The sequence below is a fragment of the Peristeroidobacter soli genome, assembly GCF_004138485.1.
GTDB lineage: Bacteria > Pseudomonadota > Gammaproteobacteria > Steroidobacterales > Steroidobacteraceae > Steroidobacter > Steroidobacter soli.
In genome coordinates this window covers 636,343-659,390 of record NZ_ML142848.1, presented here as the reverse complement: position 1 = coordinate 659,390, position 23,048 = coordinate 636,343, and the positions used below count along the sequence as shown (strand labels likewise).

Annotated in this window: 23 protein-coding genes; 20 read left to right on the top strand and 3 right to left on the bottom strand. The window is 63.2% G+C overall.

The features are described 5' to 3' along the window. Positions 1 to 13: 13 nt before the first annotated feature. Both tgt and EKO19_RS02560 read left to right on the top strand, forming a co-directional pair. Complete coding sequence (gene tgt, locus EKO19_RS02565) at positions 14 to 1,132, top strand: tRNA guanosine(34) transglycosylase Tgt (RefSeq protein ID WP_129774834.1); 1,119 nt, start codon at positions 14 to 16, stop codon at positions 1,130 to 1,132. Positions 1,133 to 1,168: 36 nt separating this feature from the next. Further along, positions 1,169 to 2,293 carry an AI-2E family transporter gene (locus tag EKO19_RS02560; protein ID WP_129774833.1) on the top strand — a complete coding sequence of 375 codons (1,125 nt, stop codon included), beginning with the start codon at positions 1,169 to 1,171 and terminating at the stop codon, positions 2,291 to 2,293. A gap of 3 nt (positions 2,294 to 2,296) precedes the next feature. Here the strand turns inward: EKO19_RS02560 and EKO19_RS02555 are convergent, their stop codons facing one another. After that, positions 2,297 to 3,586, bottom strand: coding sequence for a hemolysin family protein (locus EKO19_RS02555; protein WP_129774832.1), 1,290 nt, complete (start codon positions 3,584 to 3,586; stop codon positions 2,297 to 2,299). 230 nt (positions 3,587 to 3,816) lie between these two features. Here EKO19_RS02555 and yajC point away from each other — a divergent pair, with 230 nt between their 5' ends. From yajC to EKO19_RS02530, 5 genes are read left to right on the top strand one after another with little or no spacing between them, the layout of a single operon-like run. After that, a complete protein-coding gene (gene yajC, locus EKO19_RS02550) occupies positions 3,817 to 4,149 on the top strand; it encodes a preprotein translocase subunit YajC (protein ID WP_129774831.1) in 333 nt (110 codons plus the stop codon). Positions 4,150 to 4,205: 56 nt separating this feature from the next. Next, positions 4,206 to 6,062, top strand: coding sequence for a protein translocase subunit SecD (secD, locus tag EKO19_RS02545; RefSeq protein ID WP_129774830.1), 1,857 nt, complete (start codon positions 4,206 to 4,208; stop codon positions 6,060 to 6,062). A gap of 12 nt (positions 6,063 to 6,074) precedes the next feature. After that, entirely contained in the window at positions 6,075 to 7,010 is a 936-nt protein-coding gene (gene secF / locus EKO19_RS02540) for a protein translocase subunit SecF (protein WP_129774829.1), read from the top strand. A gap of 36 nt (positions 7,011 to 7,046) precedes the next feature. Next, the gene (locus tag EKO19_RS02535) at positions 7,047 to 8,030 is read left to right on the top strand and encodes a TerC family protein (RefSeq protein ID WP_217705092.1); all 984 of its coding nucleotides are present in this window, start codon (positions 7,047 to 7,049) and stop codon (positions 8,028 to 8,030) included. A gap of 10 nt (positions 8,031 to 8,040) precedes the next feature. Next, positions 8,041 to 8,796 (top strand): TerC family protein, encoded by a 756-nt coding sequence (locus tag EKO19_RS02530; protein ID WP_129774828.1) that lies wholly within the window; start codon positions 8,041 to 8,043, stop codon positions 8,794 to 8,796. A gap of 35 nt (positions 8,797 to 8,831) precedes the next feature. Here the strand turns inward: EKO19_RS02530 and EKO19_RS02525 are convergent, their stop codons facing one another. Then, positions 8,832 to 9,143, bottom strand: a complete 312-nt coding sequence (locus tag EKO19_RS02525; RefSeq protein WP_129774827.1) for a lipid-A-disaccharide synthase N-terminal domain-containing protein — start codon at positions 9,141 to 9,143, stop codon at positions 8,832 to 8,834. Positions 9,144 to 9,367: 224 nt separating this feature from the next. On the opposite strand from EKO19_RS02525, the gene EKO19_RS02520 reads away from it, so the two are divergent. Beyond that, positions 9,368 to 10,897 carry an amino acid permease gene (locus tag EKO19_RS02520; RefSeq protein ID WP_217705091.1) on the top strand — a complete coding sequence of 510 codons (1,530 nt, stop codon included), beginning with the start codon at positions 9,368 to 9,370 and terminating at the stop codon, positions 10,895 to 10,897. Between the two features lie 340 nt (positions 10,898 to 11,237). On the opposite strand, the gene EKO19_RS02515 is transcribed toward EKO19_RS02520, so the two are convergent. Beyond that, a complete protein-coding gene (locus tag EKO19_RS02515; RefSeq protein ID WP_129774825.1) occupies positions 11,238 to 12,041 on the bottom strand; it encodes an inositol monophosphatase family protein in 804 nt (267 codons plus the stop codon). Between the two features lie 146 nt (positions 12,042 to 12,187). Between EKO19_RS02515 and EKO19_RS02510 the strand changes: the two genes are divergently transcribed. The 12 genes from EKO19_RS02510 (at position 12,188) to der (ending at position 22,977) form a co-directional block, all read left to right on the top strand. Continuing rightward, entirely contained in the window at positions 12,188 to 12,922 is a 735-nt protein-coding gene (locus EKO19_RS02510) for an RNA methyltransferase (RefSeq protein WP_217705090.1), read from the top strand. Then, complete coding sequence (locus EKO19_RS02505; protein ID WP_129774823.1) at positions 12,919 to 14,103, top strand: IscS subfamily cysteine desulfurase; 1,185 nt, start codon at positions 12,919 to 12,921, stop codon at positions 14,101 to 14,103. Before EKO19_RS02510 ends, EKO19_RS02505 begins: the two co-directional genes overlap by 4 nt. Beyond that, entirely contained in the window at positions 14,093 to 14,473 is a 381-nt protein-coding gene (locus tag EKO19_RS02500) for an iron-sulfur cluster assembly scaffold protein (RefSeq protein WP_157995090.1), read from the top strand. The genes EKO19_RS02505 and EKO19_RS02500 overlap by 11 nt, the downstream gene beginning before the upstream one ends. A 77-nt stretch (positions 14,474 to 14,550) precedes the next feature. Beyond that, positions 14,551 to 14,874, top strand: a complete 324-nt coding sequence (locus tag EKO19_RS02495) for a HesB/IscA family protein (RefSeq protein ID WP_129774821.1) — start codon at positions 14,551 to 14,553, stop codon at positions 14,872 to 14,874. Between the two features lie 163 nt (positions 14,875 to 15,037). Continuing rightward, on the top strand, positions 15,038 to 15,469 hold the full coding sequence (gene ndk / locus EKO19_RS02490; protein ID WP_129774820.1) for a nucleoside-diphosphate kinase: 432 nt from the start codon (positions 15,038 to 15,040) through the stop codon (positions 15,467 to 15,469). A gap of 19 nt (positions 15,470 to 15,488) precedes the next feature. Then, positions 15,489 to 16,607, top strand: coding sequence for a dual-specificity RNA methyltransferase RlmN (rlmN, locus tag EKO19_RS02485; protein ID WP_129774819.1), 1,119 nt, complete (start codon positions 15,489 to 15,491; stop codon positions 16,605 to 16,607). Then, positions 16,607 to 17,389 (top strand): type IV pilus biogenesis/stability protein PilW, encoded by a 783-nt coding sequence (gene pilW, locus EKO19_RS02480; protein WP_129774818.1) that lies wholly within the window; start codon positions 16,607 to 16,609, stop codon positions 17,387 to 17,389. Before rlmN ends, pilW begins: the two co-directional genes overlap by 1 nt. Then, entirely contained in the window at positions 17,386 to 18,303 is a 918-nt protein-coding gene (locus EKO19_RS02475; protein WP_129774817.1) for a RodZ domain-containing protein, read from the top strand. Before pilW ends, EKO19_RS02475 begins: the two co-directional genes overlap by 4 nt. Further along, positions 18,300 to 19,577 carry a histidine--tRNA ligase gene (hisS, locus tag EKO19_RS02470; RefSeq protein ID WP_246038813.1) on the top strand — a complete coding sequence of 426 codons (1,278 nt, stop codon included), beginning with the start codon at positions 18,300 to 18,302 and terminating at the stop codon, positions 19,575 to 19,577. Before EKO19_RS02475 ends, hisS begins: the two co-directional genes overlap by 4 nt. Before the next feature lie 47 nt (positions 19,578 to 19,624). After that, entirely contained in the window at positions 19,625 to 20,326 is a 702-nt protein-coding gene (locus EKO19_RS02465) for a YfgM family protein (RefSeq protein ID WP_129774816.1), read from the top strand. After that, entirely contained in the window at positions 20,323 to 21,528 is a 1,206-nt protein-coding gene (gene bamB / locus EKO19_RS02460; RefSeq protein ID WP_129774815.1) for an outer membrane protein assembly factor BamB, read from the top strand. Before EKO19_RS02465 ends, bamB begins: the two co-directional genes overlap by 4 nt. A 54-nt stretch (positions 21,529 to 21,582) precedes the next feature. Then, positions 21,583 to 22,977 (top strand): ribosome biogenesis GTPase Der, encoded by a 1,395-nt coding sequence (gene der / locus EKO19_RS02455; RefSeq protein ID WP_129774814.1) that lies wholly within the window; start codon positions 21,583 to 21,585, stop codon positions 22,975 to 22,977. Positions 22,978 to 23,048 lie beyond the last annotated feature (71 nt).

Here is a 23,048-nt window from a genome sequence, read left to right as displayed (position 1 = left end):
GTAAGAAATGGGAATGCAGTTCGAATTGCTCACGACCGAGGGCCTCGCCCGTCGCGGTCGATTGACGTTTCCTCGCGGTGTGGTCGAGACGCCCATCTTCATGCCCGTGGGCACTTACGGCACCGTGAAGGCGATGACGCCGGAAGAGCTCGTCGGCATGGGCGCGCAGATCGTGCTCGGCAATACATTTCATCTGATGCTCCGGCCGGGCATGCCGGTCATTCGCGCTCACGACGGTCTGCATCGTTTCATGCATTGGGAAAAGCCCATCCTCACGGACTCGGGCGGTTTTCAGGTGTTCAGTCTCGCGACCATGCGCAAGATCACCGAAGAGGGCGTGAATTTCCGCTCGCCCATCAACGGCGACGCGGTGATGCTGACGCCCGAGCGATCCATGCAGGTGCAGAAGGATCTCGACGCCGATGTGGTGATGATTTTCGATGAATGCACGCCGTATCCGGCGACGGAACAGGAAGCGCGACGGTCGATGGAGCTGTCGTTGCGTTGGGCGTTGCGCAGTCGCGCCGAGTTCAATCGGCTGGAGAATCCCAACGCGCTGTTCGGCATCGTCCAGGGCGGCATGTATACAGCGTTGCGCCAGGAATCCGCGGCGGGATTGCAGCAGATCGGTTTCGATGGTTATGCCGTCGGCGGTCTCGCGGTCGGCGAGCCGAAGGAAGAGCGCGAGCGGATGCTCGACGGCATCGTTCCGCATCTGCCGAAGGATCGACCCCGCTATCTGATGGGCGTCGGCACGCCGGAAGACCTGGTCGAGGCGGTGCGCCGGGGCGTCGACATGTTCGATTGCGTCATGCCGACGCGGAATGCGCGCAATGGACACTTGTTTACTAGTACCGGCGTGGTGCGCATCCGTAACGCCAGGTACGAGACGGATACCGGGCCGCTGGATGAAGCATGCCCGTGTTACACCTGCATGAATTACAGCCGTGCGTATTTGCGACACCTGGACCGCTGCGGCGAAATTCTGGCCGCGCGCCTCGGCAGCATTCATAATCTGCACTTCTATCTGTCCCTGATGCAGTCCATACGCACTGCCATCGAGGAGCATCGATTCGAGGCCTTCGTCGCGGGCTTCTATGCGCGTCGGTCACGGGGCGACGCCAGCGACTAATGCGACAAACACGCTTGAGTTAGCCGATCTCCATTCATGCTCGCCGATCTGCCTACCGCGCCCTGGTTCCGTCGCCTGCTGGTTTCAGGCCTGATCCTGGGCATTCTGCTGCTGACCTTCACGGTGCTGCAGCCGTTCATCGTGCCGCTGATCTGGGGCGCCATCCTGGCGTATGTCGCCTGGCCGTTGCACTTGCGGGTGCTGCAGATGTGCGGCAGTCGCAACTCGGCGGCCTCGTTGATTTCGACGATTCTGGTGACGCTCATCATCGTCGTGCCGCTGGTGTGGCTGATCCTGATGCTGCGAGTGGAAGGCGTGGCGGCCTATACGCGGATCCAGGAGTTCCTGGCGACCAACCCGCAATTGCCGCAGGCCATTCGCGATCTGCCTTATGTCGGCGCACAGGCGCAGGAAATCCTGAATCAGATCGCCGCCGAGCCCAAGGCGTTGCGCGGTCAGTTGATGTTGATGTTCGAACAGTCGTCGGTCGAGGTGACCAAGCTCATCGGTGGCGCGGGACGTAACATCGCCAAGTTGTTCTTCGCCGTGTTTTCCATGTACTTCCTGTTACGCGACGGTCCGCGGCTGATGCGTGAAGCGCGCGCCGTGCTGGAAGGAATATTGGGTCCTCGCGTGCATGACTACATCGACGCGGCGGGTGCCACGACCCAAGCCGTCGTGTACGCACTGATGCTGGGCGCGCTCGCCCAGGGTGTGGCGGCGGGTATCGGCTACTGGATTTTCGGTGTCGAAGCGCCGGTGCTGATGGGCGCGGTCACCGTGATTATCGCGTTGATTCCATTCGGCGCGCCCATGGTGTGGGGCAGCCTCGCGACCTGGGCTCTGGTGCGAGGGGAGATGGTCGACGGTATCGGCCTGATTCTGTGGGGTCTGATCCTGGTCAGCTGGGTGGACAACATCGTGCGGCCGCTGGTGATTTCCAACGCGACCCGCATGCCGTTCCTGCTGGTGGTGTTCGGTGTGCTCGGCGGTGTGCTGGCGTTCGGCCTGGTCGGCCTGTTCATCGGTCCGGTGCTGCTGGCGGTGTCGCTGGCGATCTGGCGCGAATGGCTGGAAGAGCACTCGACCAAGGAAGACCTGGCGATCGTCGCGGCCGACGGCTCGACCAAGATCTCGGTCAAGAAGACCGGGACGCCTTGAGCCTCAAGTCGCCGCGTTCTGCTTGCGCAGCAGGATCTTGTCGATGCGCACGCCGTCCATGTCCATGATCTCGATCTTCAGATCGCGCCAGGTCAGCGTATCGCCGGCCTTGGGAATGCGGCCGAGGCGCGCCAGCACGAAGCCCGCGACGGTGTGATAGTCGCGGCCACCCATGTCGCGGCGGCCCAGGCGCTGCTGTAACTCTTCGATGGGCATGTGGCCGTCGACCAGCCACGAGCCGTCCTCGCGCTGAACATACTCGGCGCGTTCGCGACTGCCCAGGTCCGGCAGCTCCCCGGCTATCGCCTTGAGAATATCGATGGGCGTGGTGATGCCTTCGATCTCGCCGTATTCGTCGGTGACCACGGCCAGGTGCGTGCTGGAGCGCTGAAATTGATCCAGCAATTGCAGGACCGAGATCGAATCGGGAATGTGCAGCGGCGGATCCAGATCCCGCTCCGGATCCAGCTCGCCCCGGTGCAGGGCTTCGCTCAGGTCGGCGAGGGTGATCATGCCGAGCAGGTTGTCGAACTTCTCGCGTGCCACCAGGAAGCGCGCGTGACCGCTTTCCTTGGCCCGTTGCCACAGCACTTCGATCTTCTCTTCGATATCCAGCCAGATCACGTCCTGACGCGGAACCATGATGGAGCCGACTTTGCGGTCGGCTAGCGCCAGCACACCTTCGAGCAGGCGCCGCTCCGACGCCAGGAAGACGCCGGCAGTCGTGCCTTCGGCGACCAGGGCGCGCACGTCGTCTTCAGTCACCGCCGCCTGCGGGGCGGACGAGATGGGCAGCAGTCGGAGCAGCCGGTTCACCGTCACGCGCAACAACCATACGAACGGCACCATCAGCGTGGCGAACAAACGCATGGGGGGCGCGACGAAGATCGCCAGAGATTCCGCGTGCAGCAGGGCGACGCGTTTGGGGATCAGCTCGCCGATAACCAGCGTCACGAAGGTGACCACCAAGACCACCACGCCAGTCGCGACGTCGTCGGCGAATTGGGGATTCAGGCCCAGCTCAATGAGCTGCGCGGCCAGCGGCGCGGCGAAGACATTGGTGCTGTAGACGCCGTTGACGATGCCGATGATGGTGATGCCGATCTGAATCGCCGACAGCAACGCGGTCGGATCTTCCATCAGCGACAATGCCCACTTGGCCCCCGACCGCCCCTGTTCGACCGCTGCCTGCAGCCGCACCTTCTTGGCGGCGACCAGCGCCATTTCCGACAGCGCGAAGAATCCGTTCAACAGGGTCAGCAACAGCAGAATCAGGACATCGCGGGAAAGCATGCAGTCGAATCAGCCTCATAGCTCGAGGGCCGACAGTGTACGGCACTCGCCCGGGCGGCAGGGGTCGGGAGCGGGCTGGAAAGCGCCGGATAGTGGCCGGAAGGGCGGTGTGTATAATGCGCCGCTCTTTGCCGACCCCGGCGGTTTCGGGGTGCGCGCCCATCGCGCCGGCAGACAGGGTTTTCTCATTCTTTTCCGGTTGTTTTCCTCAGTTTCGGGGGCATTGCAAGATGGACTGGTTGATTTCTACCGCTGCCGCTCAGGCGGCTGGCGCCCCGGGCCAGCCCAGCGCGCTCATGCAGTTTTTGCCGCTGGTGCTGATTTTCGTGGTTTTCTACTTCCTGCTGATCCGTCCGCAGACCAAGCGCGCCAAGGAACATCGCGCCATGGTTGCCGCCCTCGGCGTCGGCGCCGAGGTGGTCACCAACGGCGGCATCCTGGGCAAGATCGTCGAGGTGAGCGAACAGTTCGTGACCCTGGAGATCGCGCCGGGCGTCAACATCAAGATACAGCGTTCCGCCGTGTCCCAAGAGCTTCCGAAGGGCACGCTGAAAAGCGCCTAACCAGCATGGGTGGCGCCCGGCTCCCAGCCCGGACGCCGCCGCGATAAGAACTACCCATGTATCATTTCGCCAAGTGGAAATACTGGCTGGTCATCATCGTGATGGTGGTCGGCACGCTGTTCGCGTTACCCAACGTGTTCGGCGAAGGGCCAGCGCTGCAGCTGTCGCGTAACGACCGCGTGGCCATGGATCAGGCCAGCACGGATAAGGTGCTGGGTTTGCTCAAGGCCGACAGCGTACCGGTGGAAGCCCACTGGTCCGAAAAGGACCGGCTGGTGCTGCGTTTCCCCGACGCGGACGCGCAGGCCAAGGCGCGCGAGACCGTCGCCAAGCGCGGCGAGGGCGAATTCCTGGTCGCGCTGTCGACCGCCTCTCGCGCCCCGGACTGGATGCGCAACATCGGCCTGAAGCCGATGAGCCTCGGCCTCGATCTGCGCGGCGGCGTGCACTTCGTTTATGAAGTGGACGTGCAGGGCGCGATCGATCAGGCCTTCGACCGCATGGAACGCGATGCCCGCGCGACCCTGCGTGACAAGCGAATTCCCTATGGCGCGGTGACGCGGGTGAACGAGGAAGTTCGGGTCACGCTGCGCAGTCAGGACGATCTGACCAAGGCGCAGGATGCCTTGCGCTCGCCGGACGGCGGCGTGCTCTTGAACACCTCGACGAGCGCCGAAGGTCCGGTCATCGTCATGACCATGACGCCGGCCGAAGTGAAGCGCCGTCAGGACATCGCCGTTCAGCAGAACATCACCACGCTGCGCAATCGCGTCGACGAGCTGGGCATTTCCGAGCCCATCGTGACCCGCCAGGCGGTGAACCGCATCGTCGTGCAGCTGCCGGGCGTGCAGGATCCGAACGAAGCGATCCGCGTGCTGGGTGCCACCGCGACCCTCGAGTTCCGTCTCGTCGACGAGAGCAACAATCCTTACGAAGCCGAGCAGACCAAGCGCGTGCCGATCGGCTCGAAGCTGCTGAAGTCCCGCGACGGCCGTCCGATCCTGGTGAAGCGCGAAATCATCGCGACCGGCGAGCAGCTGTCCGACGCGTCGTCGGGCTTTGCCGAAGGCTCCCCGCAAGTGAACGTCACGCTCGATTCGCGTGGCGGTCAGTCGATGATGGAAGCTACCCGCGACAACGTCGGCAAGCGCATGGCCGTCGTCTACATCGAAAAGAAACAACTGGCCGAAGGCGAGCGCTGCGAGGGCACGCGTAACGGCGCGTTGTGTACTGAAGAGGAAGTCATCAGCGACGCGACCATTCAAAGCGTGCTGTCGTCGCGCTTCCGTATCACCGGTTTGCAGGCGACTGAAGCCCGCGAGCTCGCGCTGTTGCTTCGTTCCGGCGCGCTGGCCGCTCCGCAGACCATCGTCGAGCAGCGTTCGGTCGGTCCGAGCCTGGGTCAGGACAACATCGATCGCGGCATTCGCGCCATGGCCATCGGCCTGGTGCTGACGTTCATCTTCATGGCGATCTACTACCGCGCGTTCGGCTGGATCGCCAACCTGGTGCTGGCGTCGAACCTGATCCTCACCGTCGGTCTGCTGTCGATGCTGCAGGCGTCGTTGTCGTTGCCCGGTATCGCCGCCGTGGTGTTCCACATGGGTATTGCCGTCGACGCGAACATCCTGATCTACGAACGTATTCGTGAGGAGCTGCGTAACGGCAACTCACCGCTGCAATCGATCAACGTCGGCTTCGAAAAAGCCTTCGCGACCATTGCCGACTCGAACGTCACGACGCTGATCGCCGGCGTGGTGCTGTTCGCCTTCGGCACCGGCACGATCCGCAGCTTCGCCATCGTGATGACGCTCGGCATCATCACTTCGCTGTTCACGTCGGTTGTCGGCAGCCGCGCCCTGGTCCATGCGATCTGGGGTACCCGCCGCAAGCTCGATCACTTGTCCATTTAAGAGAGCCCCGCCATGGAGTTCTTTCACAAGGTTACGAAATACCCGTTCATGCACACCCGCAAGGTGTGGTACGGGGTGTCGGGCGTCGCCATCATCGCGTCCATCGTGCTGCTGTTCGTGCACGGCTTGAATCTGGGCATCGACTTCACCGGCGGCGTGGTGCTGGAGTTCGCCTATCCGAAGGCCGCGAACATCGAGCGCACGCGTAATGCGCTGGCGGAAGCGGGCTTCCACGAAGCTCAGGTGCAGAACTTCGGCGACGAGCGCACCGTCGCCGTGCGCCTGCTGCCGACCGAAGGGCAGGACGTGAATCAGGTCAGCAAGTCGGTGACCGATGCGTTGAAGAAGATCGATCCGGAGGTCGAGTTGCGGCGTGCCGAAGTGGTCGGTCCGCAGGTCGGCGAGGAGCTGACCAATCAGGGCGGCCTGGCGATTCTGTTCACGTTCGTGCTGATCGGCATCTACACCTGGTTCCGCTTCCAATGGAAGATGGGTGTCAGCGCGGTGATCGCGACCCTGCACGATCCGTTGCTCATTCTCGGCTTCTTCGCGGTCAGCGACATTCCGTTCGACCTCGCGGTGCTGGCGGCCATCCTGGCGGTCATCGGCTACTCGCTGAACGACACGGTCGTGGTGTTCGATCGGGTGCGTGAAAATTTCCAATCGATGCGCCGGGCGTCGCCCGAGGAAATCATGGACGCGTCGATCAACCAGACGCTGTCACGAACCATCATCACCTCCGGCGCCACGTTGCTGGTCGTGGTGGTGTTGCTCATCGAAGGCGGCGAGACCCTGCGCGGCTTCTCGTGGGCGTTGACCATCGGCATCCTGGTCGGCACGTACTCGTCCATCTACGTTGCCGGCGCGCTCGCGCTGGACATGAAGCTGTCCGCCGCGGATCTCATCGAACAAAAGAAAGACACCTCCGAAATCGACGCCTTGCCGTAGCGAAGTGCGTTCCCAGACCTGCACAGCGGCAACGTCATGAGCTGGATGGTCTGGGTGGTGTTCTTCGCCCTGTATCTGAGCGTGCTGGCGCTGGATCTGGTGGTGCTGCATCGGGAGGCCAGGGAAATGAGCGTCCGCCAGGCGCTCGGCTGGACCGTCGTCTGGATCCTGGTGGCACTGTCGTTCTCGGGCCTGGTGTACGGCGTCTACGAACATCATTGGTTCGGCTGGCGCGTCTCGCCCGACGCGCCGAGCGGCAGCGAGGCAATGATCCAGTACATCACCGGCTATCTGCTCGAGTGGTCGCTGTCGGTCGACAACATCTTCGTGATCGCCGTGATCTTCACCTACATGAAGATTCCGGCGCAGTACCAGTATCGCGTGCTGTTCTGGGGCATCGCCGCCGCCATCCTGCTACGGGGCGCGATGATCGCGGCCGGCTCGGCGCTGATCCACTCGTTCGACTGGATGTTCTATGTGTTCGGCGGAATCCTGCTGTTCTCCGCGGCGCGCATGCTGAAGAGCGACGAGGAGCAGTTCGATCCCGGCAAGAGCGTGATGGTGCGGGTCGCGCGTCGCATCTATCCGGTCACCGATCAGCTCGACGGCGAACGTTTCTTCACGACCGTCAACGGCGCGCGTGCCGCCACGCCGCTGTTCGTCACTTTGTTGCTGGTCGATTTCGCCGACGTGGTGTTCGCGGTCGACTCCATTCCGGCGATCTTCGCGGTGACCCAGGAGTCGTTCATCGTGTTCACCTCGAACGCGTTCGCCATCCTCGGTCTGCGTTCCCTGTACTTCGCGATCGCCGGCCTGATGGTGATGTTCAAATACATCAAATTCAGCCTGGTGTTCATCCTGGCCTTCGTCGGCGTGAAGATGATGTTGCATCATCATGTCGAGATTCCGCACGCCATCTCGCTCGGCGTGATCATCGGGTTCCTGGCGATCGGCATCCTCGCCTCGCTGTGGGTGTCACGCCGCGAGGCGTCGAGCGACGTCGATCTGCGTAACGATTGAGGGCTGGCACGTGGAATTCCTGACCGATCCCCAAGTATGGCTGGCGTTCCTGACGCTGACGGCCCTGGAGATCGTCCTCGGCATCGACAACATCATTTTCATTTCCATTTTGGTGGGCCGCCTGCCGCCGGAGCAGCGCGCTCGGGGCCGGACCTTCGGCCTGGCGCTGGCCATGATCACGCGCATCCTGCTGCTGCTGTCGATCACCTGGGTGATGGGCCTGTCGGCGGAGTTGTTCTCGCTCTTCGGTCGCGGTGTGTCGGGGCGGGACCTGATCCTGTTTGGCGGCGGTCTGTTCCTGCTCGCGAAGAGCACGCTCGAGATCCATGGCAGCCTGGAAGGCGAGAGCGAGCAGCACGAGGCCAAGGGCAGCGCCACGTTCATGTCGACGATCGTGCAGATCGCAATTATCGACATTGTGTTCTCGCTCGACTCGGTTATTACGGCAGTGGGTATGGCCGACCACGTCGAAGTGATGATCGCGGCGGTGATCGTCGCGGTGCTGATGATGATGTTCCTGGCCGGGCCGATCGGCGACTTCGTCGATCGTCATCCGACCATCAAGATGCTGGCGCTGTCATTCCTGATCCTGATCGGCATGGCGCTGATCGGCGAGGGTGTCGGCTTCCACATCCCGAAGGGCTATATCTACTTCGCCATGGCGTTTTCGGTGGCGGTGGAACTGCTCAACATGCAGCTGCGCAAGCGCATGAACCGGCCCAAGGAAGAACCGGTTCAGCTGCGCAAGAGGCTGGAGGAAGAGTAAGACACGTGGCGGATCGGTGCCGCTCGCTCGTCTTACTAACCGAGTGCCGCCAGTCTTTTTTTATTCTTGCTATCCAGATACAGGTTGTAGAGTGCGACGAACAGCGGGAACAGATTCGACATGACGCCGACCGAGTCGTTCTTGCCGAAGATGAAATAGGCCAGCAGCAGTACGCTGCCGATGGCGCTCATGTACCAGAACAGAGTGGGCATGACCGGTTTGCCGGAGGCCTTGGACGCGGCCAGCTGTACGAACCAGCGGCCGGCGAACAGGAACACACCGGAGTAGCCGATGAGCTTCCACGCGGTTACTTTGATTCCGAAGATTACGAGCAAGGCTTCGTTCATGGCGGCCGGCAGTCTCTTGAACCCGAAAGGAAAGCACTCGGGACGCGACTTTACAGATATTGTCCCCATTGTGGTGCCGGGGAATGTCTTGCCCGCCTACGATGGAGCACGGGTGATTTCCAGGGCCTGATGTGCCTATGATCCGCTCCGCCGAGCGCCCGATAACAGGGTCGGGACGCTGGCCAGCGGCAGCTCAAACTTAAATTCCCGAGGAAACCGACATAATGAATTGGCGTATCAAACCTCTCGCGCAAATCCTCGAAAGCGCGGAGAAGAAATCGCTGACGCGCACCCTGGGCGCGTTTCAGCTGACCATGCTCGGCATCGGCGCCGTGATCGGCACCGGTATTTTCGTGTTGACCGCCGAAGCCGCGCAAAAGGCGGGGCCCGGCATGATGATGTCGTTCGTGATCGCGGGCTTCGTCTGCGCCGTCACGGCGCTGTGCTACGCCGAGCTGGCCGCCATGGTGCCGGTCTCGGGCTCCGCCTACACGTATTCCTACGCCGTGCTCGGCGAAGTGATCGCCTGGATGGTGGGCTGGGCGCTGATTCTCGAATACGCCGTCGCCGCCAGCGCGGTCTCGGTGGGATGGTCGAATTATTTCGTCGGCCTGGTGGAGCGATCCTTCGACGTAGACATACCCGCGGCATTCACCAGCGGCCTGCACGTCGGCGGCATCATGAACGTTCCGGCCGCGGTCATCGCGTTGCTGGTGACGGGGCTGCTGACGCTCGGCACGCGTGAGAGCGCGACCGTGAACGCCATTCTGGTCGGCATCAAGATCGTCGCGCTGACGCTGTTCATCATCCTGGCGGTGCCGGTGATGAACATGGACAACTTCGAGCCGTTCTCTCCCAACGGCTTCATCGGCGAGATTTCCGGCATGGGCATCGCCGGCGCGGCGGCGTCCATCTTCTTCGCTTACGTCGGTTTCGACGCGGTCTCGACCGCGGCGGAAGAAACCAAGAACCCACAACGCAACATGCCGATCGGCCTGATCGGTTCGCTGGTCATCTGCACGATCTTCTACATCCTGGTTGCCGCTGGCGCGGTCGGGACGATCGGTTCGCAGCCGGTGATCGATCCCGTCACCAACCTCGCTTACGAGCCGGGCAGCGCCGACATGGCCATCGCATGCCGCCAGCCCGACAATGCCGACAAGCTAGTGTGCAGCGGCGAGCCGCTGGCGCACGTGCTCGATCAGATCGGCTGGAAGTCGATGTCGAAGCTGATCGGCCTGGCGGCGTTCCTGGCGTTGCCGTCGGTGATCCTGATGATGTTGTTCGGCCAGACCCGCATCTTCTTCGCGATGGCGCGCGACAAACTATTGCCGTTCAACGAGTCGCTCACCAAGATCCATCCGAAATTCCATACGCCGCACGTGGTGACCATCGTCACCGGCCTGGCGGTGACGGTGTTCGCGGCCTTCTTCCCGGTCGGTGTGCTGGCCGACTTGTCGAATAGCGGCACGCTGTTCGCGTTCCTGACCGTGGCGGCCGGTGTGATGATTCTTCGCAAGCGCGAGCCGGAGCGTCACCGTCCGTTCCGCGCCCCCGGCGTGTGGGTCGTCGCGCCGCTGGCGATGGCGGGCTGCGCGTTCCTGATGTTCTCGCTGCCGCTGCGCACGCAGCTGACGTTCTTCGTGTGGGCCGGTATCGGCCTGCTGGTGTACGCGGTGTACGGCTACGGCAAGAGCCCGCTGGGCCAGAACGGCAACGGCAGCGTCAAGCAGCCGGCCCCGGCTCAGGACTGAAGACGCTTCGCGGCCGGCGACTCTGCCTTCGGCAGAGCGCCGGATTTGAGGATGATTGGTTCCTCCCCCTTCGGGGGAGGAACCGTGACGAGAAGAGGCGGCTCCTCCCTGAGGGGGAATCGGGCCAGGCTTTATCGAAGCCAGAGCGGCGGCTTTCAATTCGCCCGTAGTCGACGACCTCGTCGGGCTTCAATTGCGCTCGATGGGCGCGATCAAGTCGCGCTTTCCGTCGCTCTGTGCGCCGGCAAGGGCGGCTGCGACCTCCGGGCCGCCCCGCAGGGGCAAAAATAAACTTATCTATCTCTTCTTCGCGGCCGCCCCGCAGGGCGCGGCAAGCGACTCAGGTCAGTTCCGAAGGAACGTGCGGAGCCAGCAGCTCCAGCAGCGGTGCATGCACCTTCGGCGTCCCCGCCAGAATATTCCCGCCCTGCTTGTACTCCGTCCCCTGGAGCGAGCTCACCAATCCGCCCGCTTCAGTAATCAACAAAGTCCCCGCCGCCGTATCCCACGGCGACAAGCCGAACTCCCAGAACGCATCGAGCCGGCCCGCCGCCACGTAAGCCAGATCCAGCGCCGCCGCGCCCGGCCGGCGAATGCCGGCAGTGGCCATCGTCACGGCCTTGAACATGGCCATGTACTGGTCGATCCAATGCAGATTGGTCCGATAAGGGAAGCCCGTCCCGATCAGTGCCCGCTCCAGCCCCACATGCGGGCTGACTCGAATCCGGCGCCCATCCAGCTGCGCTCCTTCACCGCGCGACGCCGTGAACAGCTCCTGCCGCAGCGGGTCGTAGACGACCGCGTGTTCCATGCGCCCACGGCGCTGCACGCCGATGGAAACGGCGAACTGCGGGAAGCCATGGAGGTAGTTGGTGGTGCCGTCGAGCGGATCGATGATCCACACGAACTCGCTGTCGATCGACCCGCCGTGCGAGCCGCTTTCCTCGGCGAGGAAGGCGTGGTCCGGATAGCTCTTGCGCACGATCTCGATGATTTCCATCTCGGCCTGGGTATCGATCTCCGAGACGAAATCGTTCTGCCCCTTCTGGCGGATATCGAGGCGATGCACGCGGTTCATGCCACGGACGATGACTTCACCGGCACGACGGGCGGCGCGGACGGCAATATTGAGCAAAGGCTGCATGGAAAACGACCTCGAACGATGCGCCCCCGATCCAATCACGGATCAGGGCCAGGGGCAGGGGATGGTAAAGAGCGTGGCAGCGGGCCCCAGATTCAATACAGGCGGGACCCAGCCACCGGTGAGGGGCGCTAGAATAGCGCATTACGATGAGTATTCGTGTCGTCCTGGTCGATCCCAACCACCCCGGCAATATCGGCGCGGTGGCCCGCGCCATGAAAAACATGGGGCTGAGCGAGCTGCACCTGGTGCGGCCCAAGGCTTTTCCTCATGAGGAGGCCACGGCGCGCGCCTCGGGCGCGGACGACGTGCTGGAGGGCGCCCGGGTCCATGAGGAATTCGATGACGCGATCGCCGACTGCGGCTTCGTGGTCGGCACCAGTGCCCGCAAACGCTACCTGAGCTTCGATCTGGTCGAGCCCCGCGAATGCGCGCAACTGGTCGCCGAAGCGGCGCAGGTGGGCAATGTCGCGATCGTGTTCGGCTCGGAAAAGTTCGGGCTGAGCAACGACGAGCTGTCTCGCTGCCAGCGCCTGGTCACCATTCCCACCGCAGGCGACTACTCATCGCTGAATCTGGGCATGGCGGTTCAGGTGATCGCGTACGAAATCATGCTGGCGACGCGTGCCGACGCGCCCACGCAGCCGCCGCCCGATGTGCCGTTTGCGACCGCTCGTGAAATGGAATTGCTGTATGAGCACGTCGAACGCGTTCTGGAAGAGATCGATTTTCGCGACCGCACCGGAGGAGGTCACCTGATGGCTCGGATTCGTCGCTTGTTCAACCGCGCGCGGCTCGACCAGAATGAAATGAACATCCTTCGTGGCATTCTCACCGCCGTGCAATCGCGTCGGCGCACCGCCGGGAAGACCGTTTCCTCATGACTCCTGCAAAGACGATTTATCTCGATTACGCGGCCACCAATCCGGTCGACCCTCGCGTCGCCGAGCTGATGATCGAATGCCTGCGCCCCGAGGGCGCGCACGGCAATCCTTCGTCGGGCCACTCATTCGGTACTCGCGCCCGCGCGATGGTCGAGAAGGCGCGACAGCAGGTTGCTGCCGCGATCGGCGCGCGTCCCGAATGCATCATCTGGACGTCGGGAGCGACGGAGTCGGACAACCTCGCGATTCTCGGCGTAGCGCGCTTTCACGCGGATCGCGGCCGTCATGTTGTGACCTCCCGCACCGAGCACAAAGCCGTGATCGATGCGTTCAAGCAGCTCGAGAAGGAAGGCTTTGAAGTGACCTGGCTGAAACCGGGCGCCGACGGCATCGTGCGGCCCGAGCAGGTTCGCGAAGCGCTGCGCCCGGACACGCAGCTGGTCTCGCTCATGCACGTCAACAACGAAACCGGCGTGATTCAGGACGTGGCTGCGATTGGCGCGATCTGTCGCGAGCGAGGGGTCGCGTTCCATGTCGATGCGGCCCAGAGCGCGGGCAAATTGCCGATCAACGTCGAGGCGATGAACATCGACCTGATGTCCATCACCGCACACAAGACCTACGGGCCCAAGGGCATCGGCGCGCTGTATATCCGTCGCCGGCCGCCGCTGGGATTGCGGCCGCTGTCGTATGGCGGCGGTCAGGAAACCGGATTGCGCTCGGGTACGTTGCCGACGCATCAAATCGTCGGCATGGGCGCGGCGTTCGAGATCGGTGAGCGCGACCGCGAAGCGGATGTCGCTCGCGTGACGGCGCTTCGGGAACGGCTTTGGCAGGGCTTGAACGCCATCGGCGGCGTCGAGCTCAACGGTCATCCCACCGAGCGCGTCGCCGGCGTGCTCAATGTTTGTTTCCACAACGTCGAAGGCGAGAGCCTGCGCTTCGGGCTGCGTGAGCTGGCGGTGTCGTCGGGCTCGGCCTGCTCGTCGGGCTCGGACGAGGCGTCATACGTCCTTCGAGCGCTCGGCCGCACCGACCAACTGGCGCAAAGCTCGATCCGGTTCAGCCTGGGCCGTTTCACGACCGAGGATGACATCGGTCGCGCCATCGCCATCGTCAGACGCGAGGTCGAACGGCTGCGCGCGCTGTCGCCGGTCGTCGCTCAGTCGCATGGAACCTGAATATTCCGCGACCGTCGTCGACCACTTCGAGCATCCGCGCAACGGCGGGCATTTCGAAGCGGGCGAGGGCGTCGTCCGGGGCACCGCAGGCAGCGTCGCGCAGGGCACGATGTTCGTTCTCAGTGCGCGCATTTCGGACCATCGAATCGAAGCGGTGCGTTTCGAAGCCTATGGCTGTCCTCATTGCATCGCCGCCGGCTCCTGGTTGAGCGAGCGGCTGGTGGGCCTCGACCGGGATCAGCTGCGGGCCTGGCGCTGGCGCGATGCCGACCAGGCGCTGGGATTTCCTCTGGAAAAGCGTGGCCGGCTTCTCATTCTGGAAGATGCCGTACATTCGCTGGGTGAAGCCTGGCCGCCGTTCATTCCATAATCAGGTCCGTGAGTGCCTAATTGGCATAACCTTCGCACTTGATTCGCCAGGCCACCGCCATCACGCTTGTACCCGCTATGAGCATCTCACTGACTTCCGCCGCTGCCGATCGTGTCCAGTCTTTCCTCACACGCAGGGGCCACGGCGTGGGCCTACGCCTCGCGGTCAAGAAGACGGGCTGTTCAGGGTTCGCGTACGTCGTGAACTATGCGGACGACATCGGCTCCAACGACGTGGTGTTCGAGGACCGCGGCGTGAAAGTCATCGTCGACCGCGACCATCTGGACTACATCAACGGTACCGAGGTGGACTTCGTGAAGCAGGGCCTGAACGAGGCGTTCCGCTTCCGCAATCCACAGGCCAAGGGCGAGTGCGGCTGTGGTGAGAGCTTTAGCGTGTAAGTGCTTAAGCTAGCAGCCTAACTCCGCGTCCCTATTCAATTTCTTGCTGCTCCCGGCCATGCCGGGTAGACTGCGCGCGCGCAATTGCCGCCGCTCGCCGACATCAGCCTCGGTCCGGCTCGGCAAACCCTTTCCAATTCATTGATTAACGGGACGATTCCTCATGGCGGTCGAACGCACTTTTTCCATTGTCAAACCCGACGGCGTGCAGAAGAACGTGATCGGTGAGGTGTACCGCCGCTTCGAGCAGGCCGGCCTCAAGATCGTGGCCGCCAAGATGGTGCAGCTGACCCAGGCCCAGGCCGAGGGTTTCTATGCGGTCCACAAAGAGCGTCCGTTCTTCAAGGACCTGGTCAAGTTCATGATCTCCGGCCCGGTGATGCTCCAGGTGCTGGAAGGCGAAAACGCGGTGGCCAAGAACCGCGAGCTGATGGGCGCCACCGACCCGAAGAAGGCCGACAAAGGCACGATCCGCGCCGATCTGGCCAACAGCATCGACGAGAACACCGTGCACGGCTCGGACAGCCTCGACAACGCGAAAATCGAGATCGCATACTTCTTCGCGGCGACCGAACTCTGCCCGCGCACGCGCTGATCGCGACTGCAGGCATTTCATGAACGCGACGACCGTCAAGACGAACCTGCTGGGTCTGACTCGGACCGAGCTGGAGGCGTTCGTCGCGAACATGGGCGAGAAGCCGTTTCGCGCCCGGCAATTGATGAAGTGGCTGTACAAGCGCCACGTCGCCGATTTCGATCAGATGACCGACCTGGCGAAGAGCTTCCGCGCCAAGCTCGTCGAAGTCGCCGAAGTCGCGGTGCCCGAGATCACCCTGACTCAAGTGTCCGCCGACGGCACCCGCAAGTGGTTGCTGGCGATGAACACGAGTGAGGGTGTGAAGCAGGGCATCGAGATGGTGTTCATTCCCGAGCCCGGCCGCGGCACGCTGTGCATTTCGAGCCAGGTCGGGTGCGCGATGGATTGCACCTTCTGCTCCACCGCGCAGCAGGGCTTCAATCGCAATCTGAATGCCGCCGAGATCGTCGGTCAGGTGTGGCTGGCGAACAAGGAGCTGGGCTACCAGCACGGTGGCGATCGGGTCGTCACCAACATCGTGTTCATGGGCATGGGCGAGCCGCTCGCGAACTATCGCAACGTGGTGCCCGCCACCGAAATTCTGATGGACGATCTGGGCTTCGACATTTCGCGTCGCCGGGTCACGGTGAGCACCTCGGGGCTGGTGCCCCAGATGTTGAAGCTCGCCGAAGAAACCAACTGCGCGCTTGCCGTGTCGCTGCACGCGCCGAACGACACGTTGCGTGACGAGCTGGTGCCCATCAATCGCAAGCACAAGATTGCCGAGCTGCTGGACGCGTGCTGGGTGTACGTCAACAAACAGAACGCCCGCAGCATCACGTTCGAATACGTCATGCTCGATGGCGTGAACGATCATCCCGAGCATGCGTACGAGCTGGTCAGCCTGCTCAAGGGCCGGCCCGCCAAGCTGAATCTGATCCCGTTCAATCCATTTCCGGGCACGCGTTACAAACGTTCCAGCGCCGCCGCCATCGAACGCTTCCGTGACATTCTGAATACGAACGGAGTGATCGCAACGACGCGCCGGACGCGCGGCGACGATATCGATGCCGCCTGCGGACAGTTGGTGGGACGCGTGCACGACCGTACGACAGTGCGTCTGGGTTCGAAGCTGATCTCAGTGGCGGTGCAGTGATGAAACGCGCGGCGGTTGCTTTGCTGGTGGTGACTGCTGCGCTCGCCGGTTGCGTCAGCAGCAACAACGTGAGCACCAGCAATAGGAAGACGCTCGGCAAGCCCGACAACGAGCGCGCCGCCGAGATCAATCTGCAGATCGGCACCGACTATCTGCGCAAGAACAACCTGGTCCAGGCCAAGGAAAAGATCGACCGCGCGGTCGAGCAGAATCCGCGCAACGCGCAGGCGCAGACCACCGCCGGCATGCTGTACGAGCGGCTCGGCGAAAGTAACAAAGCTGAAGCGTACTTCGCCAAGGGCCTGTCGCTCGATCCGAAGAATCCGGAGCTGCAGAACAACTACGGCGCGTTTCTGTGCCAGAAGGGCAAGTACGAGCGCGGCGCCAAGCTGATGATCGATGCCGCGAGCAATCCGTTGTATCGCACGCCTGAAGTCGCGTATCTGAACGCGGCCAACTGCGCCCGCAACGGCGGCGACATGAAGGCCGCCGAGGCGAATCTACGCAGCGCACTGAAGGTGCGGCCGAAGTTCGGCGAGGCGCTGATTCAGATGGCCGACCTGCAATACAAACAAACCGATTATCTGTCCGCTCGCGGCTTCCTCGAACGCTACCAGGAAGTGGGCCGCACCAATGCCGCCTCGCTGTGGCTGGGTGTGCGTATCGAGCGAGGCCTGGGTAACGAAGCTGCCGCGAAAAACTACGCGGAGCGTTTGAAACTGGAATACCCGAGGGCCGCTCAGACCAAGGAGTTGATCGAGTCCGAGCGGAATCCTGGATGAATGCAGCTGGCGACAGCAGTGACAGCACGGCCGTCGAGACCGCGCGGGCCAACTCACCGGAGCCGGCCCCCGAGTCGTTGACGCCTGGCGAACTGCTGCGGCGGGAGCGCGAGCGTCGCTCGATCACTGCGCTGCATATCGCCGAAGAGCTGCACCTGGACGCGCGCATCGTGGCGGCCATCGAGGACAATCGATTCGAAGAGTTGGGGCCGTCGGTGTATGCGCGCGGTCACCTGCGCCAGTACGCAGCGCTGTTGGGGCTGTCTCCGCAGTTCATCATCGAGCGCTACGAGGCGGTGACCGGTCAGCGGGAAGTGCCGGTTCATATTCCCGCGCCCGGGGTCGTCTCGGGGCCGGTGGATTTCGAGCATCGCTCGCTGGCCGGGCCGTTGTGGTCCGCCGTCGGCTTGGTCGCGCTGTTGATGGGATGGTGGATCTGGTCGACCGTGTCGACGCACGACCCGATGCAGTCGGCGACGCCGGATGAAGCGGTCACACAGTCCGGTGCTCTGCCATCGGCATTGCCGGCGGAGCCGGGTGAGCCCGACGCTCAGTCGCCGCCGACGGTGTCGAATGCCGTGCCCGCTGCGGCGGCACCTGTGGCTGCACCGGCAACGGTGGCGGAAACAGCGGACATTCGGATGCGGCTCGAGTTCAACGACGCCTCGTGGACCGAGATCTACGACGCGAATGGCAAGCGTCTGATGTTCGGTATGGGTGAGAGCGGCAAGGTGAGCACCGTTTCAGGGCCGCCGCCGTTGCGAGTCACGCTCGGCAAGGCGTCCGCGGTGACGGTTCAAGTGAACGATCGTCAAATCGTCGTGCCCCGCAGAGCGGGTAAAGACGCGGCCAAATTCGTGGTCGTGCCGGGCGGCACGGTGCAGATGGCGAGTGGTGAGGTTCCGGTCGAGTGAGTCAGCAGCAGATCCAGCCGCCGCGCGGCATGAACGATATCTTGCCGGCCGAAACGGCGGCCTGGCAGCGCCTGGAAACATTGGCGCGCGAGATCTTCGCGTCCTACGCGTATCAGGAAATCCGCTTGCCGCTGGTCGAGCACACCGGCCTGTTCAAGCGTTCGATCGGTGAGTTCACCGATGTCGTGTCGAAGGAGATGTTCACCTTCCAGGATCCGAGCGGCGACTCGCTCACCCTGCGTCCGGAAGGCACCGCCGGCGTCGTGCGCGCCATGATCAGCAACGGCCTTCTGCACAATCAGAAGCAGCGCGTGTGGATGTCCGGCCCGATGTTTCGTCACGAGAAGCCGCAGCGGGGCCGCTTCCGTCAGTTTCATCAGCTGGACGTCGAGGCCTTCGGTTATCCCGGCCCGGACATCGACGCGGAAGTGATTCTGGTCAGCTCGCGACTGCTCACGCAGGCCGGCGTGAAGCGTCTGGAATTGAATCTGAACTCGCTGGGCACGCCGGCGTCGCGCCGCGTGTATCGCGAAAAGCTGGTGGAATATTTCACCGCTCACAAGTCCAAGCTGGATGCCGACAGCCTGAAGCGTCTGGACGGCAACCCGCTGCGCATTCTCGACAGCAAGAATCCGGAGCTGCAGGACATCATCAAGAACGCGCCGATGCTGACCGAGCATCTCGATGAGGAATCGCGCACGCACTTCAACGGGCTGTGCCGCCACCTCGATGCGCTGGGCGTGAAATATGTTTTGAATCCGCTGCTGGTCCGCGGCCTCGATTACTACTCGCACACGGTGTTCGAGTGGGTGACGACCGAGCTGGGTTCACAGGGCGCGGTGTGCTCCGGCGGCCGTTACGACGGTCTGGTCGAGCAGTTGGGCGGCAAGCCCACGCCGGCCATCGGCTGGGCACTGGGTCAGGAACGAGTCATCGACCTGATCAAGGTGCAGAACGGTGCGGTGCCGGCTCAGGCCCCCGATGTGTACTTCGTGATCGCCGGCGAGCGGGCCGAGGCGGAAGGGCTGCGCCTCGCTGAAACCCTGCGCGACCAAATCCCCGGCCTGCGCATCGAGATGAACTGCGGCGGTGGCAGTTTCAATTCGCAGCTCAAGCGCTCCGACAAGAGCGGCGCGGCCTGGGCATTGATTCTTGGCGATTCGGAAACTGAAAAGCGGGTCGCTGGTCTGAAGTCTCTGCGGGTGGAGGCGCCGCAGGTGGAAGTCGCCTGGGAGCGACTGGTCGACGAATTGGGCGCGCGCCTGAAGCGTTGATCCGGACCCGAAGTCTCCAACTCCTTACTACAAAGCAAGACGAAGTCATGGTCGAAGATTATCTGACCGATCGCGATCAGGAAGAGGCGCTCCGCAACTGGTGGCGGGAGAACTGGTCCTGGATCCTGGGCGGCATCGTGCTGGGTCTGGCGCTGCTGGGCGGCTGGCAGTACTGGAAGGTGCACACCGCGAATCAGTCGGCCGAGGCGGCCAAGCTCTACGACGAGTTCCATGGCGCGATCGACAAGAAGGACCTGGACGCGGCGAATCGCACGCTGGGCACGCTCGTGGCCGATCACAAGAAGTCACCCTACACGCAGCAGAGCCGGCTGTTGCTGGCCAAGCAGCACGTCGAGGACGGCAAGTACGACGAAGCTCTGCCGCTGCTGCGGGCCGTGGCCGATGAGTCCGCCGATACCGAGCTCGCCTGGGTGGCGCGCTTGCGGGTCGCTCGTGTGCTGCTTCAGCAAGGTAAGCACGACGAAGTGCTGAGCTTGCTGAATCCGGAGAAGGCGGGGGCATTCGGGCCGCAGGTTCGCGAGATCCGGGGCGATGCTCAGGTTGCGAAAGGCAACCCCGAAGGCGCGCGGGCCGAGTATGCGGCGGCGCTGACGGCTAACATCGATCCGAGCGCCGATCGTTCGATCGATCGCACGTTGCTCGAAATGAAACTGCAGGACGTGGGGGGCGACAAGAAAGCCGCCACGCCCGAGACCAAGCCGGAGGCGAAGGCCGAGGGTCAGCCATGATCGACAAGAAGACTTCCTTGAACCGTTTGTATCGTGGTGCGCGCATCGCCGCCGCCGCGACAGCCTTGCTCGTCATGCTCGGCTGCGACAATGACAAGGAGGTCGATCCGCCGGCGGAGCTGACCGAGCTCAAGGCAACCCGCGACGTGCATCGCGTGTGGTCGGCGGGCCTGGGCGGCGATTCCGAGCGGCTGCGCCTGGCGCTGAAGCCGAACGTCGTCGAAGGCAATGTGTACGCGGCCTCTCACGACGGTGAGGTGATCTCCGTGGCCGCCGCTACGGGCAAGCGCAACTGGATCGTGAAGACCAAGCTGGCGCTGTCGGCGGGGCCGGAAGTCGGCGGCGGGCTGGTCGTGCTCGGCTCGAGCGACGGCGACATCATCGGGCTGGATGCAAGCAACGGCGCGCAACGCTGGAAGAGGGCGATCGCGAGCGAGATCCTCGCCCAACCGCTGGTCGTGAACGACATCGTCGTGATCCGCACCGTCGATGGTCACGTCGAAGGCCTGTCGGTTGCCGATGGCTCGACCAAGTGGGCGGTCGACGAGCAGGTGCCCCGACTCACTCTGCGTGGCACGGCGCCGCCGGTGCTGGCGGGCGATCGCATCATCGCCGGCTTCGACAATGGCAAGGTGCTCGCCATCGATCCGCGTAACGGCGAAGTGATGTGGGACACGATCGTGAACTCGCCGCGCGGCCGTACCGAGCTGGAGCGTCTCGCCGACATCGATTCGCCGGCACGTGTTTCGGGCGACGACATTTTCGTCGTCGGCTTCCAGGGACGGGTCGCGATGCTGGCGCGCGATTCCGGCCAGATCTGGTGGGCGCGCGATGCTTCGAGCTATCGCGGCTTCGCCATGGACGAGCAGAATCTGTATCTCACCAACTCGGACAGCGTGGTGATCGCCATGCGTCGCAGTGACGGCGCCGTGCAGTGGGAACAGAACGCGATGAGACGTCGCGGCCTGACCGCGCCGGCCATCGATGGCGACGCGCTGGTGGTCGGCGACTTCGAGGGTTACATGCACTGGCTCGACAAGGCCACGGGTGCTCTGGTCGCTCGGCAGAAGACCGACGGCGAGCGCATCACCAATGCCGCGGTCGCCGACGCCGAACGCGTGTTCGTGCAGACCGACTCGGGCAAGCTGCTCGCATTTCGCAGCAAGTCCCGCGAAGTCAAAACGGCAGACAGCGGCCAATAATCGGCCGCTGCTCTCGGGCAGCACGCACTCATTCGTTATTTCCAGTTACTCATCATGCTGCCTGTCGTTGCTCTAGTCGGTCGCCCCAACGTCGGTAAGTCGACGTTATTCAACTTCCTCACGCGCACCCGCGACGCTCTGGTCGCGGACATGCCCGGCCTGACGCGCGACCGCAATTACGGTTACGGCAAAGTCGGCTCGATCCCGTATGTGGTCGTCGATACCGGCGGCCTGGTCATCGACGCGCAAGGCGTCGAGCAACACATGGTCAAGCAGGCGCTGCGCGCGGTGGAGGAGGCCGATCGAGTTTTGTTTCTGGTCGACTCCCGCAGCGGTGTGACGCCGGACGATCATTACATCGCGCAGACGCTTCGCAAGCTGAACAAGAAAGTGTTCCTGGTTGCGAATAAAGCGGAAGGCGTCGATTCCGCCACCGCCGGCGCGGATTTTTATGGCCTTGGTTTGGGCGAACCTCGCGCGATCTCCGCCCAGCACGGCGACAATGTGCGGACGGTGATGGATGAGGCGCTCGAAGGCATCGAGCTGCCGGAAGGCGCTGCCGCTGCCGGTGGACAGGACGACGTTCGAGTCGCGGTCATCGGCCGGCCCAACGTCGGCAAGTCGACGCTCATCAATCGTCTGCTGGGCGAAGAGCGGCTGATCTCCTTCGATCAACCAGGCACCACGCGCGACGCGGTGTTCGTGCCGTTCGAGCGTGATGGTCAAACGTATACATTGATCGATACCGCCGGCGTGCGTCGCCGCGCCCGTGTCGAAGAGGCGATCGAGAAGTTCAGTGTCATCAAGGCGCTGCAGGCGGTCGATTCGGCAAACGTCGTGATCGGCGTGATCGATGCTCACGATGCGGTGACCGAACAGGATGCGAGCTTGTTCGGCATGGTCGCGGAGCGCGGGCGCGCGTTGTTGATCGCCGTCAACAAGTGGGACGGCATTCCTTCGGACAAGCGAGACGAGATTCGCGCGGGCCTGGATCTGCGCCTGCCGTTCCTGGATTTCGCCCCGGTACATTTCATTTCAGCCCTGCACGGCACCGGCGTCGGCGAGTTGATGCGAGCTGTGAAGCACGCGTACGACGCGTCGATGCGAGAGATGGCGACGCCGGAGTTGACGCGTGTGCTCGAGACGGCCATGGAACAGCACCAGCCGCCTCTCGTTCGCGGCCGTCGCATCAAACTGCGCTACGCCCACCAGGGCGGACGCAACCCGCCGATCATCGTCGTCCACGGCAACCAGATCCAGCACGTCCCGGATGCATACAAGCGCTATCTGGCGAACGTGTTTCGCAAGAACTTCCGCCTGGAAGGCACGCCGGTGCGTGTGCAATTCCGTACCGATGACAATCCGTTCAAGGGCAAGAGAAATCCGCTGACACCGCGCCAGCGCCGGACCGAGCAACGCAGGGCGAAGCGCGCTCCGAAGAAGCACTGACCGGGCGGCATCTGCATATAGCGGGCCGCGATGTCCGGTTGTCGGGCACGGGTTTACACTGCCGGTAACAA